Here is a 19935-nt window from a genome sequence, read left to right as displayed (position 1 = left end):
ACGCGGCGGCTGATCGCCAGCACCTCGGTCAGCTTGTGCGAGATGAAGACGATGCCGAGCCCCTGCCCCGCCAGCCGGCGCAGCACCGCGAACAGCCCGTCGGCTTCCTGCGGCGTCAGCACCGCCGTCGGCTCGTCCAGGATCAGGATCCGGGCGTCGCGGTACAGCGCCTTCAGGATCTCGACCCGCTGCCGCTCGCCGACCGAGAGGCCGGACACCATCGCGTCGAGCGGCACGGCCAGGCCGGAGGCCTGGATCAGCGCCGCCAGCTTCGTTCGCGCCTGGCGCCGCCGCAGCGCCGGGCGCCACAGCGGCTGCGAGCCGAGCACGATGTTGTCGAAGACGCTGAGATTGTCGGCCAGGGCGAAGTGCTGGTGCACCATGCCGATGCCGGCCGCCAGCGCCGCCTGGGGCGAGCCCGGGCGCAGCGGCTGCAGCGCGCCGGCCGGCCCCGCCACCTCCACCGTCCCGGCATCGGCCACGTAATGGCCGAACAGGATGCTCATCAGCGTGGTCTTGCCGGCGCCGTTCTCGCCGAGCAGCGCCAGCACCTCGCCGCAAGCGAGATCGAGGTCGATGCCGTCATTGGCGAGGAGGCTGCCGAAGCGCTTGGTGATGCCGCGCAGGCGCAGGGCCGGCGCAGCATCAACCGGATCGGAGCTCGGCGTCACAGCGTCGGCTTCGGCTCGCTGTCGTCGACCTTGACCGTGACGGCGCCGCTTTCGATCTCCTTCTGCCGCGCGGCCACCTTGTCGATGATCGCCTGGTCGACCAGCTTGGGGTCGAGCGGGGCCAGCGTGGCGCCGCCCGCCTTCATGGCGCTGTACGGGCCGTAATCCTCGGCCTTGAAGCTGCCGCCGGCGACCGCCTTGAGGGCGCGGTCGATGGTCGGCTCCATGTGCCACAGCGCGCTGGCCACCACCGTACCGGGATATTCCGACTGGGTGTCGATGACGTTGCCGATGGCCAGGACCTTGCGCTCCTTCGCCGCGTCGGAGACGCCGTAGCGCTCGGCATACAGCACGTCGGCGCCGGCATCGATCATGGCGAAGGCTGCCTCCTTGGCCTTGGGCGGGTCGTACCAGGAGCCGATGAAGGTGATCGAGAACTTGACCTGCGGGTTGACCTCCAGCGCCCCCGCCATGAAGGCGTGCATCAGCCGGTTGACCTCCGGGATCGGGTAGCCGCCGACCATGCCGATCTTGTTCGACTTGGTCTTCAGCCCGGCGACCATGCCGGTGAGGTAGGAGGCGTCCTGGATGTAGTTGTCGAAGACCGCGAAGTTCGGCTCGGCCGGCGGCAGGCTGGAACCCATCAGGAAGGCGGTGTCGGGATAGTCCTTGGCCACCGCCCGGGCGCCGCGCTCGACACCGAAAGCCTCGCCGATGATCAGCTTCCGGCCACCCTCGGCATATTCGCGCATGACGCGCTCATAATCGGTGTTCGAGGTGTTCTCGGAATAGACGTAGTCGATCTCGCCACGCTCCTGCGCCGCCTTCAGCGCCTTGTGGATGCGGCTGACCCATTGCTGCTCGACCGGCACGGTGTAGACCGCCGCCACGGCCAGCTTGTCCGCCGCCCGGGCCTGCGGCAGCGCCGCGGCCCCGAGCAGCGCCACCGCCGCGCCGAGCAGCGCCCGGCGACCCCATCGTCCCTGCATGAATGCCCCCTTGGTTCTTGATTTTCTGACCAGCCGGTCAAGTGTGCAGAAACCGGCGCGGGGTGCAACTGCCAGGGGTGATGGCAGGGCCGCCCTACCCCTTCAGCCCGATCACCTCACGGCCGATCAGCATGCGGCGGACCTCGGAGGTGCCGGCGCCGATCTCGTAGAGCTTGGCGTCGCGCAGCAGGCGTCCCGTGGCGAAGTCGTTGATGTAGCCGTTGCCGCCGAGCGCCTGGATCGCCTGCAGCGCCATCCAGGTCGCCTTCTCAGCGGCGTAGAGGATGGCGCCGGCCGAATCCTGCCGGGTCACCCGGCCTCGGTCGCAGGCCTGGCCGACGGCGTAGACATAGGCACGGCTGGCGTTGAGGGCGACATACATGTCGGCCACCTTGCCCTGCATCAGCTGGAACTCGCCGATTGCGCGGCCGAACTGCCTGCGGTCGCGGACATAGGGCAGGACGATGTCGAGGCAGGCCTGCATGATGCCGAGCGGGCCGGCGGCCAGCACCGTGCGTTCGTAGTCCAGGCCGCTCATCAGCACGCGCACGCCCTCGCCGACCCGGCCGAGCACGTTCTCCTCCGGGACCTCGCAATCCTGGAACACCAGCTCGCAGGTGTTGGAGCCGCGCATGCCGAGCTTGTCGAGCTTCTGCGCCGTAGAGAAGCCCTTGAACCCCTTCTCGACCAGGAAGGCGGTGATGCCGCGCGGCCCGGCCGCCGGATCGGTCTTGGCGTAGACCACCAGCGTGTCGGCGTCGGGGCCGTTGGTGATCCACATCTTGGTGCCGTTGAGGACATAGCGATCGCCCGTCTTCTCGGCCTTCAGCTTCATGCCGACGACGTCGGAGCCGGCGCCCGGCTCCGACATCGCCAGGGCGCCGACATGCTCGCCCGCCACCAGCTTCGGCAGGTAGCGGCGCTTCTGCTCCGCCGTGCCGTTCAGCTTGATCTGGTTGACGCAGAGGTTGGAGTGGGCGCCGTAGGACAGGCCGACCGAGGCCGAGGCGCGGGAGATCTCCTCCATCGCCACGATGTGCTCGAGATAGCCCATGCCGGCGCCGCCATACTCCTCTCCCACCGTGACGCCGAGGACGCCGAGGTCGCCCATCTTGCACCACAGGTCCATCGGGAACTGGTTGTCGCGGTCGATGTCGGCGGCGCGCGGCGCGATCTCCGCCTCGGCGAAGCCGCGCACTGAATCGCGCAGCATGTCGGCGGTGTCGCCGAGCATGAAATCGAGGCCTTGCGGCTCATTGGGGATCATGGGGCGTCGCTCCCGTGCGGCTGTTTACCGGCACTGTAGCGCAGCCGTTGCCGCAAAAGAAAAGCCCCGCGATGCCGGAGCGTCGCGGGGCTTGCTCTCACTGGTGGATCGGGGTCCCGGACGCCCGTGGGCCAGGCGTCCGGGCCGATCCCCCCGATCGGCCGAAGCCGATCAGAGCACGAAGTCGCCGATCACCAGGGAGGCCGCACCCTTGACCTGGACCTCGAAGTCGGCACGGCCGTCGCCGTTGATGTCGCCGCTCAGGATCCCGCCCTGGAAGTGCAACTGCCCCGCCACGCCGGTGAAGTTGGCCCCACCGATGAAGGTGAAGGCCTGGTCGCCGGCCGCCTTGGTGCTGGCGTCGATGAAGTGCAGGTCGATCTTGTCGCCCTGGCTGTGGCTGAAGTCGGTGATCACGTCCCGGCCCGCGCCGACCACGCTCTGCGTGATCCCCTGGAACCGGAAGGTGTCGGCACCGGCGCCGCCGGTCAGGGTGTCGGTCCCCCAATTCCCGTCGAGGACGTCATTGCCGCCCTTGCCGTCGAGGACGTCATTACCCGCGCCGCCGCTGAGGCCGTTGACGGCATCGTTGCCGATCAGGCGGTTGTTCAGCTCGTTGCCGAGCCCGTTCCGCGCCGTGCCGGTGAGCGTCAGGATCTCGGTATTGGCAGACAAGGCGAAATCGATGGACGAGAACACCTGATCGGTGCCGCCATTCGCCAGTTCCTGCACCCGATCGCCGTAGTTCTCGACATAGTAGACGTCGTTGCCGATGCCGCCGATCATGATGTCGGCACCCGCACCACCGGAGAGCTGGTCATTGCCCAGACCACCAGTGATGACGTCGTTGCCGGCATCACCCCAGAGCAGGTCGCTGCCCGTGCCGCCGGCGATACGGTCGGCACCGGCACCACCATGGATGATGTCGTTGCCGAGATAGCCGTTCAGGATGTCGGCATTGACGGTGCCGTGGATGTTGTCGGCCGAGCCGACCGCGTCACCGACGATGTTGGCCAGCGAGTTGGACCCCAGCGCGACAACGTTCAGGACCGAGCTCAGCAGGCCGCCGACGACGCCGAGCGGACCGACATTGGTCAGGCCGCTGACATCGATGCTGAACACCGCATCGCCGAGCGACGACAGGATGGTGTCGAGCGCAGCCTCGAGGCCGACGCCGCCGCCGAGCAGGCTGCCCAGCAGGCCGTCGAGATCGATGATGCCGCCGAGACCGTCGCCGCCGAGCAGGCCGCCGACCACGCCCTCGACCGTCGCCAGCACGCCGCCGAGGATGCCCTCGACCAAGCCGCCGACGTTGCCGAGATCGAGGCCGCCGAGGGTGCCGCCCAGGATGTCGCCGCCGAGCAGGCCGTCGAGCAGGCCGGTGACCGTGCCGAGCACGCCGCCCAGCAGGTCGCCGCCCAGCAGGTTGCCACCCAGCAGGCCGCCGAGCAGGTTCTCGACCGTGCCGAGCACGCCGCCCAGCAGATCGCCGCTGAGCGCGCCGCCCAGCAGGTCGCCGCCCAGCAGGTCGCCGAGCACGCCGGTGATGCTGCCGAGCAGGTCGCCGCCCAGCAGGTCGCCACCGAGAACACCGTTGAGCAGGTCGGTCACCGTGCCGAGCAGGCCGCCCAGCAGATCGCCGTCGAGGATGCCGCCGCCGACGCCGCCGAGCAGGTCACCGCCCAGCAGGCCGTTCAGCAGATCGCCGACCGAGCCGAGCAGGCCGCCCAGCAGGTCGCCGCCCAGCAGATCGCCGCCGAGCAGGCCGTTGACAACGCCCTCGACTGCGCCGATCAGGCCGCCCAGCAGGTCTTCGCCGCCCAGCACGCCACCAAGCAGGCCGCCGAGCAGATCATCGCCGCCGAGAACGCCACCCAGCAGGCCCTGGACCAGACCGACCACGCCGCCGAGCAGATCGCCGCCCAGCAGGTCGCCACCGAGCAGGTCGCCGCCGAGGATGCCGCCGAGCAGGTCGTTCACCGTGCCGAGCAGGCCGCCGAGCAGGTCGCCGCCGAGGAGACCGCCAAGCAGGTCGCCACCGAGCAGATCGCCGCCGAGCAGGCCGTTCAGCAGGTCGCCGACCGTCCCAAGCACGCCACCGAGCAGATCGCCGCCCAGCAGGTCGCCGCCGAGCAGGTCGCCGCTGAGGATGCCGCCGAGCAGGCCCTGAACCGTCTCAAGCAGGCCGCCGACGACGCTGCCCAGATCGAGGCTCAGGACGCCGCCGAGCACATCGCCGCTGAGGATGCCGCCGAGCAGGCCGCTCACCGACTCAAGCAAGCCGCCGGTGACGCTGCCCAGCAGGTCGCCGTGCAGGATGCCGCTCAGCAGATCTTCGACCGAGCCGAGCAGGTCGCCGCCCAGCGCGCCGCCGAGCAGATCGCCGCCGAGCAGGCCGTTGAGCAGCCCGTCGACCAGGCCGAAGACGCCGCTGAGAAGCCCATCAGCCTCGGAGCCGCCGAAAACCAACCCGTCCAGAGAGCCCAGAACGCTCTTCACTGTGCCGATGACGCCGCCGAGAGCATCTTCGCCCAGAAGACCTCCGAGCAGACCGTCATCGCCGAGCAGCCCGCCCAGAAGGCCGTCGCTGCCGAGCAGGCCGCCGAGGAGACCGTCATTGCCCAGCAGACCGCCGAGCAACCCGTCATCTCCGAGCAGGCCGTCAAGAAGACCCATGCTTTCCTCCTCCAAGAAACCCTTGCCAAGCCGACAGCCCGGCCGCCGCCCACAGGGCTAGCCAGCCGGCATTCAGGCAAAAAACGATAGGGCTGTCCATGGAAATTCCCGTTTTTTACTTTCCCATCACGAAATAGACGGATGAATTTGGAGCCACATAAACTCTGTCTCCAAGACAGGTTCCATCATTTCCTTTGGGTCGATATTTAATTACTTGAGTTAATAATTTTATTTCGATCTGAAATCCAAGCGAGACAGCTTCCTGCGAAAAGGAACCCTTTAGCCCGACAGGACCGAACGGATGCGGCCCGTCCCGAATCGCGCCGGCAGTCCGGGCGACGGCACCAGCCGACGCGAATCAGCGGGAACGCCGCAAAAAATCCCGACCCCGCGGCGTCCGCGACAACCGGCCTGCATTTGCCATTTCTTGCCGCCGCGGCGCGCGCCTGCGGCATTGCTTGCCCGGAGGGCGCGGCCGAGGAGCCGGGATCTGGCGACGGCAGTCCGACGACTGCCGCTGATCTGTCGCACTCGCGGGATCGCGACTCCGACCGGGGCGAGCCGAGCCGCGAGGCGATGGTCGCATTGCCGGGACGGGCAAGGTAGAATCGCCAGGTTCCGTGAGAACGGCTGGACATCGGCCGGGATCGCCTCGTACAACCCTGAGTATCCATGACGGGCTATGCACTGCAATTGCGCATAGACCCGGATCCGGTGAGGGAGGGCATATTGAGCGTGGAATCCACAGGTATCAGCGAAGCCGATCTGCGCGAGGCATTGAAGAAGCTGGCGGTGGCCAGCGACCTGCGCTTCGGCCAGGTGGTCGGGCTGGCGGCCCTGATCGCGCTGCTGCCGGGCGTCGAAACGATCAGTGAAGAGAAGGTGAAGGAGCTCGTCGAGCACCTGACCCGGGGCGTGCCGGGCGGCCAGAATCTGACGATCCCGGCGGTCAACATCGCCAACAACGTGATCAAGACCGCGCGCGAGGCCAAGAGCGCCAGCATCGCCGGCACGGTCGGCACGGCCTGAGCGGATCCGGATCGAGCCCCATCCCGCAGCCCGCGGGATGGGGTGGCGTCAGAGCAGGATCAGCGCCGCCAGTCCAAGGAAGGCGAAGAATCCGACCACGTCGGTGACGGTGGTCAGGAACACGGCGCTGGACACCGCCGGATCGATCCCGAAGCGCTGCATCGCCAGCGGGATCACGGTGCCCGAGAAGGCCGCCGCCAGCAGGTTGATGATCATGGCGGCGCCGATCACCACCGCCAGGCGCGGATCCCCGAACCACAGCCACACCACGCCGCCGGCGATCGCCGCGAACAGCAGGCCGTTGATCACGCCGACCAGCACCTCCTTCCACAGGATGCGGGCGGCGTTGCTGTCGGTCAGCTCGCGCATCGCCAGGGCCCGCACCGCCACGGTCAGCGTCTGGGTGCCGGCATTGCCGCCCATCGAGGCGACGATCGGCATCAGCACGGCCAGCGCCACCACCCTGCTGATCACGTCCTCGAACAGGCCGATCACCGACGAGGCCAGGACTGCGGTCAGCAGGTTGACGAAGAGCCAGGAGAAGCGCGAGCGGGTGGTGGCGGCGACATCGCGGTACAGATCGCTCTGCTCGCCGATGCCGCCGAGGCGGAAGATGTCCTGCTCCGCCTCCTCGTCGATGACGTCGACCACGTCGTCGAGGGTGATGACGCCGAGCAGCTTGCCATTGCGGTCGACCACCGGCGCCGAGACCATGGCGTAGCGCCGGAACAGCAGCGCCACCTCCTCCTGGTCCATCTCCGCCGGGATCGGGTGGATGTCCTCCAGCCCCAGCTCGGCCAGCTTCGCCGGCCGCCGGCCGCGCAGGAAGCGCGACAGCGGCAGCTGGCCGCTGGGGTTGCCGTGCACGTCGACCAGGAACAGGCTGTAGAACTCGTCCGGCAGGTCCTCGGCGGTGCGCAGCCAGTCGATGGTCTTGCCGACCGTCCAGTAGTCCGGCACCGACACCAGCTCGCGCTGCATCAGCCGGCCGGCGGAGTACTCCGGGAAGTCCAGCCCTTCGAGCAGGACCCGGCGCTCCGCCGCTGGGACATTGGCCAGGACCGCGTCGCGCTCGCCCTGGTCGAGGGTCTCGATCAGGGCCAGGGCATCGTCGGAATCGAGCTCCTGCAGCGCCGCCGCGACGTCCTGCGGCCCAAGCAGATCCAGCACCTCCTGGCGGACGTCCTCGTTCAGCCAGGCCAGCGCCTCGGCGTCGGTGGTGAGCTGGACCCGGATCAGCCCGACGACGACGCGCCGGTCGTCCGGATGCAGCGCCTCGATCAGCGCCGCCAGGTCGGCGGAGTGGAGCGGCGCCAGCCGCTCCTCCACCTCGGCGAGGCGGTGGTCGTCCAGCGCCTCCTCGATCCCCTGCACGAAGCCGGACGGCAGGCCGTATTCCTGGACCTCGGCCGGCGCCTTGTCCCCTTCGGGCGCCGCCGTCACCTCACACCGACAGGGCTTCGAGCGCCACGTGCGACGCCTGCCGGGCATGGGCGTCGATCGGGCACACCGCCCCCGCCAGCTGGGCGTCGACGGTGGCGATCGCGGTGATGTTGACCAAGCCGCGCACCGTCACCGAGGGGGTGACGATATGCGCCGGCCGGGCGACGCCGAGCAGCATCGGGCCGATCGAGATCGCCTCGCCCAGCACCTTCAGCATGTTGAAGGCGATGTTGGCGGCGTCGAGCGAGGGCAGCACCAGCAGGTTGGCGCTGCCGGTCAGCTTGCTGTCCGGGAAGATCCGCTGGCGGACCTCCTCCGACAGCGCGGCGTCGGCATGCATCTCGCCCTCGACCTCGAGGGCCGGCGCCCGCTCGCGGATCAGCGACAGGGCGTGGCGCATCTTCACCGGCGACGGCCCGTCCATGGTGCCGAAGTTGGAATGCGACAGCAGCGCCACCTTCGGCACGATGCCGAGGCGCCGGATCTCCTCCGCCGCCAGCAGCGTGGTCTCGGCGATCTGCTCCGGCGTCGGGTCCGGGGTGATGTAGGTGTCGGCCAGGAAGAAGGTGCCGCGCGGCAGCACCAGGGCGCTGAGCGCCGCCGGGGTGGTGACCCCCGGCGCCAGGCCGATGACGCTGAGCACATCGCGCAGATGCGGCCGGTACGGGCCGTAGCTGCCGCAGACCATGGCGTCGGCTTCCTGCTTCTGCACCATCAGCGCCGCGATCACGGTCGAGTTGGTGCGCACCACGGTGCGGGCGACGTCGGGCGAGACGCCGCGCCGGGCCAGCAGCTGGTGGTACAGGCGCCAGTATTCGGTGTAGCGCGGGTCGCTCTCGGGATCGACCAGATCGACGTCGCGGTCGAGCTTAAGCCGCAAGCCCAGCTTCTCGATCCGGCGCTCGACCACGCCGCGGCGGCCGATCAGGATCGGCTTGGCCAGCTGGTCGTCGAGCACGATCTGGACCGCGCGCAGCACCCGCTCGTCCTCGCCCTCGGCATAGACGACGCGCTTGGGCTCCGCCTTCGCCAGGGTGAACACCGGCCGCATCACCAGGCCGGAGCGGAACACGAACTCCTCCAGCTTGCCGACATAGGCGGCGAAATCGGTGATCGGCCGGGTGGCAACGCCAGACTCCATCGCCGCCTTCGCCACCGCCGGCGCGATCTTGATGATCAGCCGCGGGTCGAACGGCTTCGGGATCAGGTATTCGGGGCCGAAGCTGAGCTGCTGGTCGCCATAGGCGGTGGCGACGATGTCCGACCCCTCCTGCATCGCCAGGTCGGCGATGGCCTGTACCGCGGCGATCTTCATCGCCTCGTTGATCGCGGTGGCGCCGACGTCGAGCGCGCCGCGGAAGATGAAGGGGAAGCACAGGACGTTGTTGACCTGGTTCGGATAGTCCGACCGGCCGGTGGCCATCACCGCGTCGGGGCGGATGGCCTTGACCTCCTCCGGCATGATCTCCGGCGTCGGGTTGGCCAGCGCCATGATGATCGGCCGGTCGGCCATGCGCTTGACCATCTCGGCGGTCAGCACCCGCGGCGCCGACAGGCCGAGGAAGATGTCGGCCTCGCCGATCACCTCGGCCAGGGTCCGCGCCTCGGTCTTGCGGGCATAGCGCTGCTTGCGCGGGTCCATCAGCTCGTTGCGGCCGTCCCAGACCACGCCGGCGATGTCGGTGACCCAGATGTTCTCGATCGGCAGGCCCATATCGACCAGCAGGTCGAGGCAGGCCAGCGCCGCGGCGCCGGCGCCGGAGGTGACCAGCTTGACCGATTTCAGGTCCTTGCCGACGACGCGCAGCCCGTTGGTGATGGCGGCGGCGACGATGATGGCGGTGCCGTGCTGGTCATCGTGGAAGACCGGGATCTTCATCCGGGCCCGGGCCTTCGATTCGACCTCGAAGCACTCCGGCGCCTTGATGTCCTCGAGGTTGATGCCGCCGAAGGTCGGCTCCAACGCCACGATGATGTCGACCAGCTTGTCCGGGTCGGTCTCGTTGACCTCGATGTCGAAGACGTCGATGCCGGCGAACTTCTTGAACAGGACGCCCTTGCCCTCCATCACCGGCTTGGCGGCGAGCGGGCCGATGTTGCCGAGGCCGAGCACCGCCGTGCCGTTGGTGATGACGGCGACGAGGTTGGCGCGGCTGGTCATCTGCGACGCTTCGGCCGGATCGGCGACGATCGCCTCGCACGCCGCGGCGACGCCCGGCGAATAGGCCAGCGCCAGGTCGCGCTGCGTCGCCAGCAGCTTGGTCGGCGTGACCGCGATCTTTCCGGGCGTCGGCAGGCGGTGGTAGTCGAGCGCGGCTTCGCGCAGATCGCTGGACATCGCGGGATCCGGGACAGCGTTACGGGTCGACCCGTTATAGGGAGCGTTCCGCCCGGGCGGAAGGGCCGCGTCGGGAGGCTGCCCCGCCAGAAGCGCGAAAGGCCCGCCGGTGAGGGCGGGCCTTGCGAAGAATGGTGCGGTCGAGAAGACTCGAACTTCCACGGGGGTTAGCCCACAGCGACCTCAACGCTGCGCGTCTACCAATTCCGCCACGACCGCACGGCAGGCACGCCCACGAGGGGCCTTGCCTTCCGAGGTGCGGGGGGATTAGCAGATCGGATGCGCCCGATCAAGCAGCCCGATGAGATGATCGCAATTCCGTCCTCCGCCAACCTCGAAACCGCCGGCCCGGGCGGCGCCGCGCCCGACTGGCGCATCGACGACGGTGCCGTGCCCTACCCCGAGGCGCTGGCGGCGATGGAGGCCCGGGTGGCGGCGATTCGCGCCGGCACCGCGCCGGAGCTGGTGTGGCTGCTGGAGCACCCGCCGCTCTACACTGCCGGCACCAGCGCCCATGACGCCGACCTGCTGACGCCCGACCGCTTCCCGGTCTACCGCACCGGCCGCGGCGGCCAGTACACCTATCACGGGCCGGGGCAGCGGGTCGGCTACGTCATGGTCGACCTGAAGCGGCGCAACCCCGACGTGCGCGTCTATGTCCATTCGCTGGAGGAGTGGCTGATCCGCACCCTGGCGCGGTTCCAGGTGAAGGGCGAGCGGCGCGAGGGCCGGGTCGGCATCTGGGTCGAGCGTGACGGAGTCGAGAAGAAGATCGCCGCGATCGGGGTGCGGATCCGGCACTGGGTGACCTTCCACGGCGTGGCGCTGAACGTCGACCCCGACCTGTCGCATTTCGCCGGCATCGTGCCCTGCGGCCTGGCGCAATACGGCGTCACCTCGCTGGTCGATCTTGGCCTGCCGGTGACCATGGCGGATGTCGACCTGGCTATGCGCGAGGCCTGGGACGAGGTGTTCGAGGGATAGGTCAGAAGCCCTGGAGCAGGAAATCCAGGGCGTCGACGATCACGGAGTGCTGGTCGGCCAGTGACCCGACGCGATCTCCGAGATCACTGACAGGAACCGAGGCCATCGCAGGCGTAGCAAGAACGTAAGGCTGACCGGCGACGGTGAACACGGGCTGCAGCCGTCGCGCCGGCTTCACCTTGGTTCGACCGACGGGAATGAGCGGCACGACCACGCAGGTGTCCAGATGATCGTGGAACTCCGACTGAACCTTCAGCGCGAGAGCCACATCGGATCCCGCGACGCGATGGACGTCGAAGCGCATCAGAACTGCCGGAATTTCGCGAAGGGCAAGCCCTCTTCCGCCACCCATTCGTTGTAGCTTCGAATCGCCTCGGCATTCTCCTCCTTCCAGAGTTCGCCTTCATGCCGACGGACCGCCTCGACTATTGCGTCCTCGGCGATTCTGGAAATATTGAGGCCATACTCCTTGGCGCGACGGGTCGCATCGGCCGAGAGGCTGAGATTGGTCGCACGGCGCGGAGTGCGCATTTCGTCGATCGGAATCATGGGCGCAGTATGCGCATTCCCAGCGCGCATGACAAGATTGCCTGACTCCGCTGGAGACACTCCGCCACGCCGATCACCCCGAAGTCGCCAATACTTCTCCAAGGTCAGGCCTTCCCGCTCCACCCGTTCGTTGTGGCTCCGGATCGCCTCAGCGTTCTCCTCCTTCCAGCGCGCAGCCTCGTCCTTGCGCTTGGCCTCGTCGGCCGGATCCTTCGGGTCACGATCTTTCGTCTTATTCCGATCGGGCATCTGATACCCTCCCCGGTCCGATCGCTGCGTTCGTCTCGAGTCCCATCATGCTCCTCCAGGCCGAAGGCATCACCCTCAAGATCGGCGGCCGGCCGCTGCTCCAGGACGCCAGCTTCGCCATCCACGCGGACGACCGGATCGGCCTGGTCGGCGACAACGGCAGCGGCAAGTCGACCTTGATCCAGGCGCTGCTGGGCGAGATCGAGCTGGACCGCGGCCGCATCGCGCGCCGACGCGGCCTGCTGATCGGCCATGTGCCGCAGGCGGTGCCGGCCGAATTGCTGCCCCTGACGCTGCACGAGGCGCTGGTGACGGCCCTGCCCGAGGCGGCGCGGGACGAGCAGGCCTGGCGCGCCGACATGGTGCTGGACGAGCTCGGGATCGAGCCCGAGCTGTGGCACGCGCAGACCGTGGCCGCGCTGTCCGGCGGCTGGCAGCGCCTGCTGCTGGTGGCGCGGGCAACGCTGGCCGACCCCGACCTGCTGATCCTGGACGAGCCGACCAACCATCTCGACGTCGGCAAGGTGATGCGGCTGGAGCGCTGGCTGACCGAGCATCTGCGCCTGCCCTTCATCCTGGTCTCGCACGACCGCGAATTCCTCGACCGCGTCACCAGCCGCACCATCATCCTGCGCGGCGACCGGGTGCGGACCTATGGCACCTCCTTCTCGCAGGCACGGCAGGAGCTGATCCGCGAGGATCTGGCGGCGCTGCAGCAGGCCGAGCGCGACGAGAAGGAGGTCGAGCGGCTGGAGCGCGCCGCCAAGCGGCTGGCGATCTGGTCCAACCTGAAGGGCCACAACCCGGACATGGCCCGGCGTGCCAAGGCGGTGGCGTCCCGCGCCGAGCAGCGCCGGGCGGAGGCGACGGTGGCGCATCGCGAGACCCGGCGAGACATCAACCTCGACAGCAGCGAGGTGCAGCGCGCCACGCTGGTGCGGCTGAAGGACCATGTCGTGCGCACCGAGACCGGCCGCGAGCTGCTGCGCATCGAGCAGGAGTTCATCCGCCGCGGCGACCGCATCGCGCTCTTGGGCCTGAACGGCACCGGCAAGTCGCATCTGATCCGCGACCTGATGGCGGCGATCACCCGGGCGGCCGCCGGCGACGCGCCGCTGGGCCAGTCGATCACCGCCAACCCGCAGCTGCGGCCGGGCTATCTCGACCAGCACCTGTCCGACCTGCCGCGGCAGATGCCGGTGAACCGGGCGCTGCAGGCGGCCTCGACCCTGCGCGACGCCGAGTTGGTGCGCGAGCTGCACAATATCGGCATCCCGATCGAGAAGCAGGCGACGCCGATCGCCAATCTCAGCTACGGCGAGCAATTGCGCGTCACCTTCCTGCTGCTGCGGCTGCGCCAGCCCAACATCTATCTGCTGGACGAGCCGACCAACCACCTGGACATCGCCGGCCGGGAGCGGCTGGAGGATCTGCTGTCGCGCGACGACACGACCTGCGTCTTCGTCACCCATGACCGGCGCATGCTGCGCGGCATCGGCACGCGTTACCTGGAGATCCGCAACCGCCGGCTGGTCGAGGTCGACGGCCCGGACGAGTTCCTGGAGCGGGCGGCGGCCGCGGCCTAAGCCGACGCCGCCTCGATCGCCACGCGGGTGGCGAGGGTCAGCGGCTGCGGCAGGGCGTCGAGGGCAAACCAGCCGATCGCGGCCAGGGCCGCCGGCTCGCGGTTGACCGGCTCACCGGCGGCGATGGCGGCGCGGTACACCGGCGCCACCCAATGGCTGCCGGCCGCCCGGTCGATCTGGTTGACCAGGCAGAGCAACCCGTCGAGCCGCAGCACGACGCCCAGTTCCTCCTCGATCTCACGACGCACCGCCGCCTCGACCGTCTCGCCGAAATCGACCTTGCCGCCGGGCAGGCCCCAATGCCCGGCCTCCGGCTCCCGCCGCCGCTGCACCAGCAGCAGCCGGCCGGACTCGTCCCGGATGAAGGCGCCGACGCCGAGCCGCGGAGCCCCGGTCACAGCGTCGGCCATTGGTCGAAACCGGGACGGTCCGGCGACTCCGCCTCCGCCACCTGGATCCGGTCCACCAGCGCCATTCTCGGCCCGCGGCGGCAGGCGGCGGCCACCCGGTCGATCGCCTCGGCCGGGCCGGACAGCAGCGCCTCGACCGAGCCGTCGCGGCGGTTGCGCACCCAGCCGTCAAGTCCGGCCGCTTCGGCCTGGCCGGCCAGCCAGGCGCGGTAGCCGACACCCTGGACCCGGCCGGTGATGCGCAGCGACAGCGCCTTGCGCTCCCCGCTCATTCCTCCGGTTCCTCCGGCAGGGCGCCGCCATACAGCGCAGTGGCGACCAGGCGGATGGCGAAGCGTGCCTCGGCCTCCAGCCGCTCGGCCTCGAACCAGTGCATGTCGACCGTCAGCGTCGGCGGGTCGGAGACGTGCAGCGCCCGGTTGCGGGCCCGGCGCAGCACGTCGAAGCGCTCGTCCAGCCCGGCCTCGGCGAACAACGCCCCGGCGTTGAGATAGGGGTCGATCACCCGGCCGGAGGCGATCGTCTGCTCGCGCAGATGCGCCTCGATCACGGCGACCGCCAGGATCACGCTGGCGACCCAGGCGCCGGCGCCGAACACGGTCTCGAGCTCGACCAGCAGCGCCTGGGTGTGGTCGCCGACCGCCACGCCGAGATCGTTTCGACGCTCGGTCCCGCGGCCGGCCATGACGTCGGCGAACCAGCGCGTGCGGGTCTCGCTCTCGTCGTTGGCCGCTTTCACTGGGCGAAGATCTCCTCGCATTTCTTCAGGTCGCCTTCGATCCGCGTCTTCTCCGCGCTCGGCGGGCGGTTCGGGCCGGCCATGTCCTTGATCCGGGTGCAGTAATCGGCCCAGGCGCCCATCGCCCGGTCGTCGACCCGGATCATGAACGGATCGGTCGGGCCCGGCGGTGGATGCAGGTCGTCGCCCTTGATCGAGGCGATCGGCGGCGGCGGCCCCGGATTCTCCGGCGGGATGTAGCCGTCGCCGCAGCCCGCCAGAAGCAGCACCGGCAGGACGATACGGAGGGTTCGGTTCATGGCGCTCTCCCGGCCCTCAGGCCGCTGCGAATTCCAGGATCTTCTGATCGACCGCCAGGCTGTCGCCCGGCTTGGCGTGCAGGGCCCCGACGACGCCGTCGCGCTCGGCCCGCAGGATGTTCTCCATCTTCATCGCCTCGACCACCGCCAGCTCCTGCCCGGCGCGCACCGGGTCGCCCGCGGCGACCGCGACCGAGACCAGCAGGCCGGGCATCGGCGACARCAAAAAGCGCGACATGTCGGGCGGCGCCTTGACCGGCATCAGCTCGGCCAGCGCCGCGGCGCGTGGCGTCAGCAGCACCAGGTCGGACTCGCCACCGGCATGGGTCAGACGCAGCCCCACCGGGCGGCGGTCGACCTGCGCCACCATCCGCGTGCCGTCGATCGTGCCGTCGAACAGCGTCTCGCCCGGGCGCCAATACCCCTGGATGGCGAAGGACCGGCCGTCGAGAGTCACGCGCCAGCCATCGGCATCAGGCGCCACCGTCACCGGCCGGTTCTGCCGGGCGCCGCGCAGCACCCAGTCCCGCGCCGTCGCCCCGGAGCCGCGCAGGACAGCCTGCCGATGCAGCAGGGCGGCACCAAGCGCGGCGACGCGGTCGGCGGCCTCGCCCGCCGGCGCGGTGCCCTGGAAGCCGTCCGGGAACTCCTCGGCGATGAAGCGGGTGGTCAGCCGGCCTTCGATAAAGCGCGGATGGTGCATCAGCGCCGCCAGGAACGGGATATTGTGGTTGACCCCGCGGATCACGAAGCCGTCCAGCGCGCTGCGGATCGCAGCGATGGCAGCGTCCCGGTTCGCGCCGATGCCGATCAGCTTGGCGATCATCGGGTCGTAATGCATCGAGATCTCGCCGCCCTCCTCGACGCCGGTGTCGACGCGGACCTGCGGCCCCTCCTCCGGCGCGCGGTATCGGGTCAGCCGGCCGATCGAGGGCAGGAAGCCGCGCAGCGGATCCTCGGCATAGACCCGGGCCTCGACCGCCCAGCCCTCGAGCCGCACATCTTCCTGCCGGAACGGCAGCTCCTCGCCGGCGGCGATGCAGATCATCAGCTCGACCAGGTCGAGGCCGGTCACCGCCTCGGTCACCGGATGCTCGACCTGAAGGCGGGTGTTCATCTCCAGGAAGTAGAAGGAGCGGTCGGCGCCGACGATGAACTCGACCGTGCCGGCCGACTTGTAGCCGACCGCACGGGCCAGGGCGCATGCCTCGGCCCCCATGGCCCGGCGCATCGCCTCGTTGACGAAGGGCGACGGCGCCTCCTCGATCACCTTCTGGTGGCGGCGCTGGATCGAGCATTCGCGCTCGCCGAGATAGACGGTGTTGCCGTGCGCGTCGGCCAGCACCTGGATCTCGATGTGCCGCGGTTCCTCGATGAACTTCTCGGCGAAGACCCGGTCGTCGCCGAAGGCGGAGCGCGCCTCGTTGCGGGCGGAGCGGAAGCCCTCGCGCGCCTCGTCGTCGTTGCCGGCGACGCGCATGCCCTTGCCGCCGCCGCCCGCCGACGCCTTGATCATCACCGGGTAGCCGATGCGGCGGGAGACTTCGACCGCCTCCTCCTCGTCCAGGATCGGCGCCAGATGGCCGGGCACGGTCGAGACGCCGGCGGCCTGGGCCAGCTTCTTCGATTCGATCTTGTCGCCCATCGCCTCGATGGCGTGAACGCCGGGGCCTATGAAGGCGATGCCTGCCGCCTCCAGCGCCGCGCAGAAGCGCGGATTCTCCGACAGGAAGCCGTAGCCGGGATGCACCGCCTGGGCGCCGGTGGCGCGGCATGCCTCGACGATCCGGTCGATCACCAGATAGGACTGGGCCGAGGGCGCCGGGCCGATCGGCACCGCCTCGTCGGCCATGCGGACATGCACCGCGTCGGCATCGGCCTCGGAATAGACGGCCACGGTCTTGATGCCCATGCGCCGCGCGGTGCGGATGACGCGGCAGGCGATCTCGCCGCGATTGGCGATCAGGATCTTGTCGAACATCGTCCCTTCAGAGGCGGTCGGCCATTGCGGGCAGATTGCGGCGCGGGCGTGCCGCGCCGCAACAGGAAAGCGGTCGAGGGGTCACTCGCCCGCCGGCGGCAGCACCCGGCCGGCGACCGGCGAGGACAGGATCAGCGAGGAGGTGGTGGCGCCGAAGGCGGCGAGGCGCAGCAGGATCTCGTCGAGATGCTGGATCGACCGGGCCACCAGCTTGAAGACATAGGCGTCCTCGCCCGCGACCTCGTGACACTCCACCACCTCGGGCACGGTGCGGGCAAAGGCCTCGACAGCCGGGAACGTCTCCGCCCGGCAGCGCAGCCGGACGAAGGCGGACAGGCCGTAGCCGAGCCGGCCGCGGTCGACCTCGGCCCGGAAGCCCTTGATCACGCCCTGATCCTCCAGCCGCTTCACCCGCTCGGCCACCGCCGGCGGCGACAGGCCGACCAGCCGGCCGAGCTCGGCATAGCTGGCGCGGGCGTTCTCCTGCAGCGCCAGCACCAGGGTGCGACCGATGGCATCGAGGCGGAGTTTCACGTCCATCCGAATCGCCCCCGTTGGTTTCGACCTCGCATTGGTTTAATCGAAGGGCCGGCGAACCACCATTCGCGATCGTTCTGTTGTAACACGACGTAACACGAGGCCGGCGGCACCCCACACGTGATGACCGATCCCTTCCTGTTCGCCAAAGGCATCGCGCTGGGCATCGCCATTGCCGCGCCGGTCGGCCCGATCGGTGTCCTGTGCATCCGCCGGACGCTGATCCACGGCACCCGCTTCGGCATCCTGACCGGCATCGGCGCCGCCTTCGCGGACGGGCTGTTCGGCCTGATCGCCGCCTTCGGCATGGTGGCGCTGAGCGCCTGGCTGATCACGCTGAAGGACGCGCTGCACCTGATCGGCGGCACGGTGCTGGCCGTGCTGGCCGTGCGCACCCTGCTGCATGCCGGCCATATCGAGCGCGATCCGGAGACCGGGCGGACCGAGAGCAGCGAGGTCGCGGCGGTGGCCACCGCCTTCCTGCTGACCCTCAGCAATCCGATAACGATCCTGACCTTCGCCACCGCTTTTACCGCGGTCGGGCTGGCGGAGACGCTGTCCATCGCCTCCGGCCTGATCCTGGTCGCCGGCGTGCTGGTCGGGTCCGCCTCCTGGTTCACGGCGCTGAGCTTCATCGTCTCGGCCACCGGCGGCCGGCTGACGCCGCGGACGCTGCTGTGGATCGACCGGGTCGCCGGAGTGCTGCTGCTGGCCTTCGCCGCCTACATGTTCCTGGCGCTGTATCTGCGCTGGTAGCCGCCGCGTTTCGTTCTGGCGGATTGACAAGCCGCTCCGCCTTGGACGAGTGTGGCCCGCCCTGCGGGAAAGGCTCGAGACTGACCCGCCCGGATACATCAGACGGACGCGTCCTGTAATGAATTTTTCGACCCTCCGCGCCGGCGCGGCGCTGCTCCCGCTCCTGTTCGCCGCACCGGCGATCGCGCAGCAGGCCGCGCCCCCGGCACAGCCTGCGAAGCCGGCGGAGGCGCCTGCCGCTGCCCAACCGGCTCAGGCGGCTCCGGCCCAGGCGGCACCGCAGGGCCGGCAGGCTCCGCTGCCGAAGGAATTCAAGATCGACGCCGGCGGCTGGAAGGGCGGTGCCGTTCCGAACCCGCAGAACCAGCAGTTCAGCCATTGCGACGTGTCGAAGCCCTATGATGGCGGGCTGACGCTGGCCTTCACGCTGAACCCCAACTACCTGTTCAACGTCGCCGTCGTGAAGCAGAACTGGGGCCTGAAGGAAGCCGATAAGGGCAAGGGCCGTATCCGGGTCGATGCCGCCTATGACAAGCAGTTCGACATCGTTCCGGTCTCCCCGGTCGCCTATGTCCTGCCGGTCGGACAGGACGGCCAGCTGTTCCAGCTGCTGGCCAAGGGCAGCAAGGCGATCGTGACCACCCCGAAGGGCGAGTTCACCTTCGCGCTCAGCGGCACCGGGGCCGCCCTCGGCGGGCTGCGGGACTGCATCGAGACCGCGCGCAAGCTGATCGCCCAGGCCCAGGGCAATGCCGGTGCCGGTGGCCAGCAGCAGGGCGGCCAGCAGCAGGGCGGCCAGCAGCAGGGCGGCGACCCGCGCACCCTGATCGGCGCACAGGGCTTCGGCATGCCGGTCGGCGCGCTGCAGGACATCCTGAACGGCGCCGGCATCAAGGACGTCGGCATCGCCGATCCGCGCAAGCTGCCGCGCGACCCGCTGCAGATCAACCAGGCCTGGCAGGTCGGCACCGACGGCAAGGTCGTCGGCGGCCTGCACCAGGAGCCGCGCGGCGATGCGGTCGAGATCGACCAGTTCGCCAAGCGCTACCTCGAGATCATGAAGTCGGTCTGCGGCACCGATTGGCAGAGCAGCGACCAGCCGGCCGTGATCGAGGGCCCCTATGCCGTCAAGCGCGCCGAGCTGAGCTGCACCATGAACCAGCAGAAGATCGCGGCGTCGCTGGTCTTCACCCTCGACGACAACTACTACAGCGCCTTCTTCCACCAGGCGCTGGAGACCGAAAAGGCGCTGGCGGACGACGCTTCGGGCAAGCTGGCCACCTTCATCCAGACGCAGATGGCGGCGGTCGAGGCGGAGCGGCAGAAGCAGGAGAGCGGCCAAGCCGCCCCGGCGCCGGCGGCACCGGATGCCGCCGCCCCGGCGGCACCTGCCACGCCGGCGACACCGCCGGCCGACGGCACGACCCAGCCG

Annotated in this window: 19 protein-coding genes and 1 tRNA gene; 5 read left to right on the top strand and 15 right to left on the bottom strand. The window is 69.4% G+C overall.

Going from position 1 to position 19935, the window contains the following annotated elements:
* From AB4Z01_RS32735 to AB4Z01_RS32720, 4 genes are all read right to left on the bottom strand, one after another.
* The coding region (locus AB4Z01_RS32735) for an ATP-binding cassette domain-containing protein (RefSeq protein ID WP_441700545.1) at positions 1 to 671 on the bottom strand (671 nt) is incomplete at its 3' end.
* Positions 668 to 1660: a BMP family protein gene (locus AB4Z01_RS32730; RefSeq protein WP_441700543.1), complete on the bottom strand. Its 993-nt coding sequence runs from the start codon at positions 1658 to 1660 to the stop codon at positions 668 to 670. The genes AB4Z01_RS32735 and AB4Z01_RS32730, both read right to left, overlap by 4 nt.
* 94 nt (positions 1661 to 1754) lie before the next feature.
* Complete coding sequence (locus AB4Z01_RS32725) at positions 1755 to 2927, bottom strand: isovaleryl-CoA dehydrogenase (RefSeq protein WP_441700541.1); 1173 nt, start codon at positions 2925 to 2927, stop codon at positions 1755 to 1757.
* A gap of 171 nt (positions 2928 to 3098) precedes the next feature.
* Positions 3099 to 5603 carry a calcium-binding protein gene (locus AB4Z01_RS32720; protein ID WP_441700539.1) on the bottom strand — a complete coding sequence of 835 codons (2505 nt, stop codon included), beginning with the start codon at positions 5601 to 5603 and terminating at the stop codon, positions 3099 to 3101.
* 672 nt (positions 5604 to 6275) lie between these two features.
* Here AB4Z01_RS32720 and AB4Z01_RS32715 point away from each other — a divergent pair.
* A complete protein-coding gene (locus AB4Z01_RS32715) occupies positions 6276 to 6632 on the top strand; it encodes a hypothetical protein (RefSeq protein ID WP_441700538.1) in 357 nt (118 codons plus the stop codon).
* Positions 6633 to 6680: 48 nt separating this feature from the next.
* Here the strand turns inward: AB4Z01_RS32715 and mgtE are convergent, their stop codons facing one another.
* From mgtE to AB4Z01_RS32700, 3 genes are all read right to left on the bottom strand, one after another.
* Positions 6681 to 8075, bottom strand: coding sequence for a magnesium transporter (mgtE, locus tag AB4Z01_RS32710; protein ID WP_441700536.1), 1395 nt, complete (start codon positions 8073 to 8075; stop codon positions 6681 to 6683).
* Between the two features lies 1 nt (position 8076).
* Complete coding sequence (locus AB4Z01_RS32705; RefSeq protein ID WP_441700534.1) at positions 8077 to 10413, bottom strand: NADP-dependent malic enzyme; 2337 nt, start codon at positions 10411 to 10413, stop codon at positions 8077 to 8079.
* Positions 10414 to 10545: 132 nt separating this feature from the next.
* Positions 10546 to 10632: transfer RNA gene (locus AB4Z01_RS32700), tRNA-Leu, on the bottom strand.
* Between the two features lie 87 nt (positions 10633 to 10719).
* On the opposite strand from AB4Z01_RS32700, the gene lipB reads away from it, so the two are divergent.
* Positions 10720 to 11397 carry a lipoyl(octanoyl) transferase LipB gene (gene lipB, locus AB4Z01_RS32695; protein WP_441700532.1) on the top strand — a complete coding sequence of 226 codons (678 nt, stop codon included), beginning with the start codon at positions 10720 to 10722 and terminating at the stop codon, positions 11395 to 11397.
* Position 11398: 1 nt separating this feature from the next.
* On the opposite strand, the gene AB4Z01_RS32690 is transcribed toward lipB, so the two are convergent.
* Entirely contained in the window at positions 11399 to 11701 is a 303-nt protein-coding gene (locus AB4Z01_RS32690) for a CcdB family protein (RefSeq protein WP_441700530.1), read from the bottom strand.
* Positions 11701 to 12195: a type II toxin-antitoxin system CcdA family antitoxin gene (locus tag AB4Z01_RS32685; RefSeq protein WP_441700528.1), complete on the bottom strand. Its 495-nt coding sequence runs from the start codon at positions 12193 to 12195 to the stop codon at positions 11701 to 11703. The genes AB4Z01_RS32690 and AB4Z01_RS32685 overlap by 1 nt, the downstream gene beginning before the upstream one ends.
* Positions 12196 to 12242: 47 nt before the next feature.
* On the opposite strand from AB4Z01_RS32685, the gene AB4Z01_RS32680 reads away from it, so the two are divergent.
* Positions 12243 to 13781, top strand: coding sequence for an ABC-F family ATP-binding cassette domain-containing protein (locus tag AB4Z01_RS32680; protein WP_441700526.1), 1539 nt, complete (start codon positions 12243 to 12245; stop codon positions 13779 to 13781).
* Here AB4Z01_RS32680 and AB4Z01_RS32675 read toward each other — a convergent pair.
* The 6 genes from AB4Z01_RS32675 to AB4Z01_RS32650 form a co-directional block, all read right to left on the bottom strand.
* The gene (locus AB4Z01_RS32675) at positions 13778 to 14191 is read right to left on the bottom strand and encodes an NUDIX domain-containing protein (RefSeq protein ID WP_441700524.1); all 414 of its coding nucleotides are present in this window, start codon (positions 14189 to 14191) and stop codon (positions 13778 to 13780) included. The genes AB4Z01_RS32680 and AB4Z01_RS32675 overlap by 4 nt on opposite strands.
* Positions 14176 to 14463, bottom strand: coding sequence for an acylphosphatase (locus AB4Z01_RS32670; protein ID WP_441700522.1), 288 nt, complete (start codon positions 14461 to 14463; stop codon positions 14176 to 14178). Before AB4Z01_RS32670 ends, AB4Z01_RS32675 begins: the two co-directional genes overlap by 16 nt.
* Complete coding sequence (locus AB4Z01_RS32665; protein WP_441700521.1) at positions 14460 to 14930, bottom strand: hypothetical protein; 471 nt, start codon at positions 14928 to 14930, stop codon at positions 14460 to 14462. The genes AB4Z01_RS32670 and AB4Z01_RS32665 overlap by 4 nt, the downstream gene beginning before the upstream one ends.
* The gene (locus AB4Z01_RS32660; protein ID WP_441700519.1) at positions 14927 to 15229 is read right to left on the bottom strand and encodes a hypothetical protein; all 303 of its coding nucleotides are present in this window, start codon (positions 15227 to 15229) and stop codon (positions 14927 to 14929) included. The genes AB4Z01_RS32665 and AB4Z01_RS32660 overlap by 4 nt, the downstream gene beginning before the upstream one ends.
* A 16-nt stretch (positions 15230 to 15245) precedes the next feature.
* On the bottom strand, positions 15246 to 17210 hold the full coding sequence (locus AB4Z01_RS32655; protein ID WP_441700517.1) for an acetyl-CoA carboxylase biotin carboxylase subunit: 1965 nt from the start codon (positions 17208 to 17210) through the stop codon (positions 15246 to 15248).
* Between the two features lie 81 nt (positions 17211 to 17291).
* Complete coding sequence (locus AB4Z01_RS32650; RefSeq protein WP_441700515.1) at positions 17292 to 17750, bottom strand: Lrp/AsnC family transcriptional regulator; 459 nt, start codon at positions 17748 to 17750, stop codon at positions 17292 to 17294.
* Between the two features lie 120 nt (positions 17751 to 17870).
* Here AB4Z01_RS32650 and AB4Z01_RS32645 point away from each other — a divergent pair, with 120 nt between their 5' ends.
* Both AB4Z01_RS32645 and AB4Z01_RS32640 read left to right on the top strand, forming a co-directional pair.
* Positions 17871 to 18503: a LysE family translocator gene (locus tag AB4Z01_RS32645; RefSeq protein ID WP_441700513.1), complete on the top strand. Its 633-nt coding sequence runs from the start codon at positions 17871 to 17873 to the stop codon at positions 18501 to 18503.
* A gap of 118 nt (positions 18504 to 18621) precedes the next feature.
* Positions 18622 to 19935: hypothetical protein (locus AB4Z01_RS32640; protein ID WP_441700511.1), on the top strand; the 1314-nt coding region annotated here is incomplete at its 3' end.

The organism is Inquilinus sp. YAF38 (assembly GCF_052113205.1).
Lineage (GTDB): Bacteria > Pseudomonadota > Alphaproteobacteria > DSM-16000 > Inquilinaceae > Inquilinus.
The sequence above is the reverse complement of the archived record's forward strand: the minus strand, read 5'-3'. Positions and strand labels throughout refer to the sequence as shown.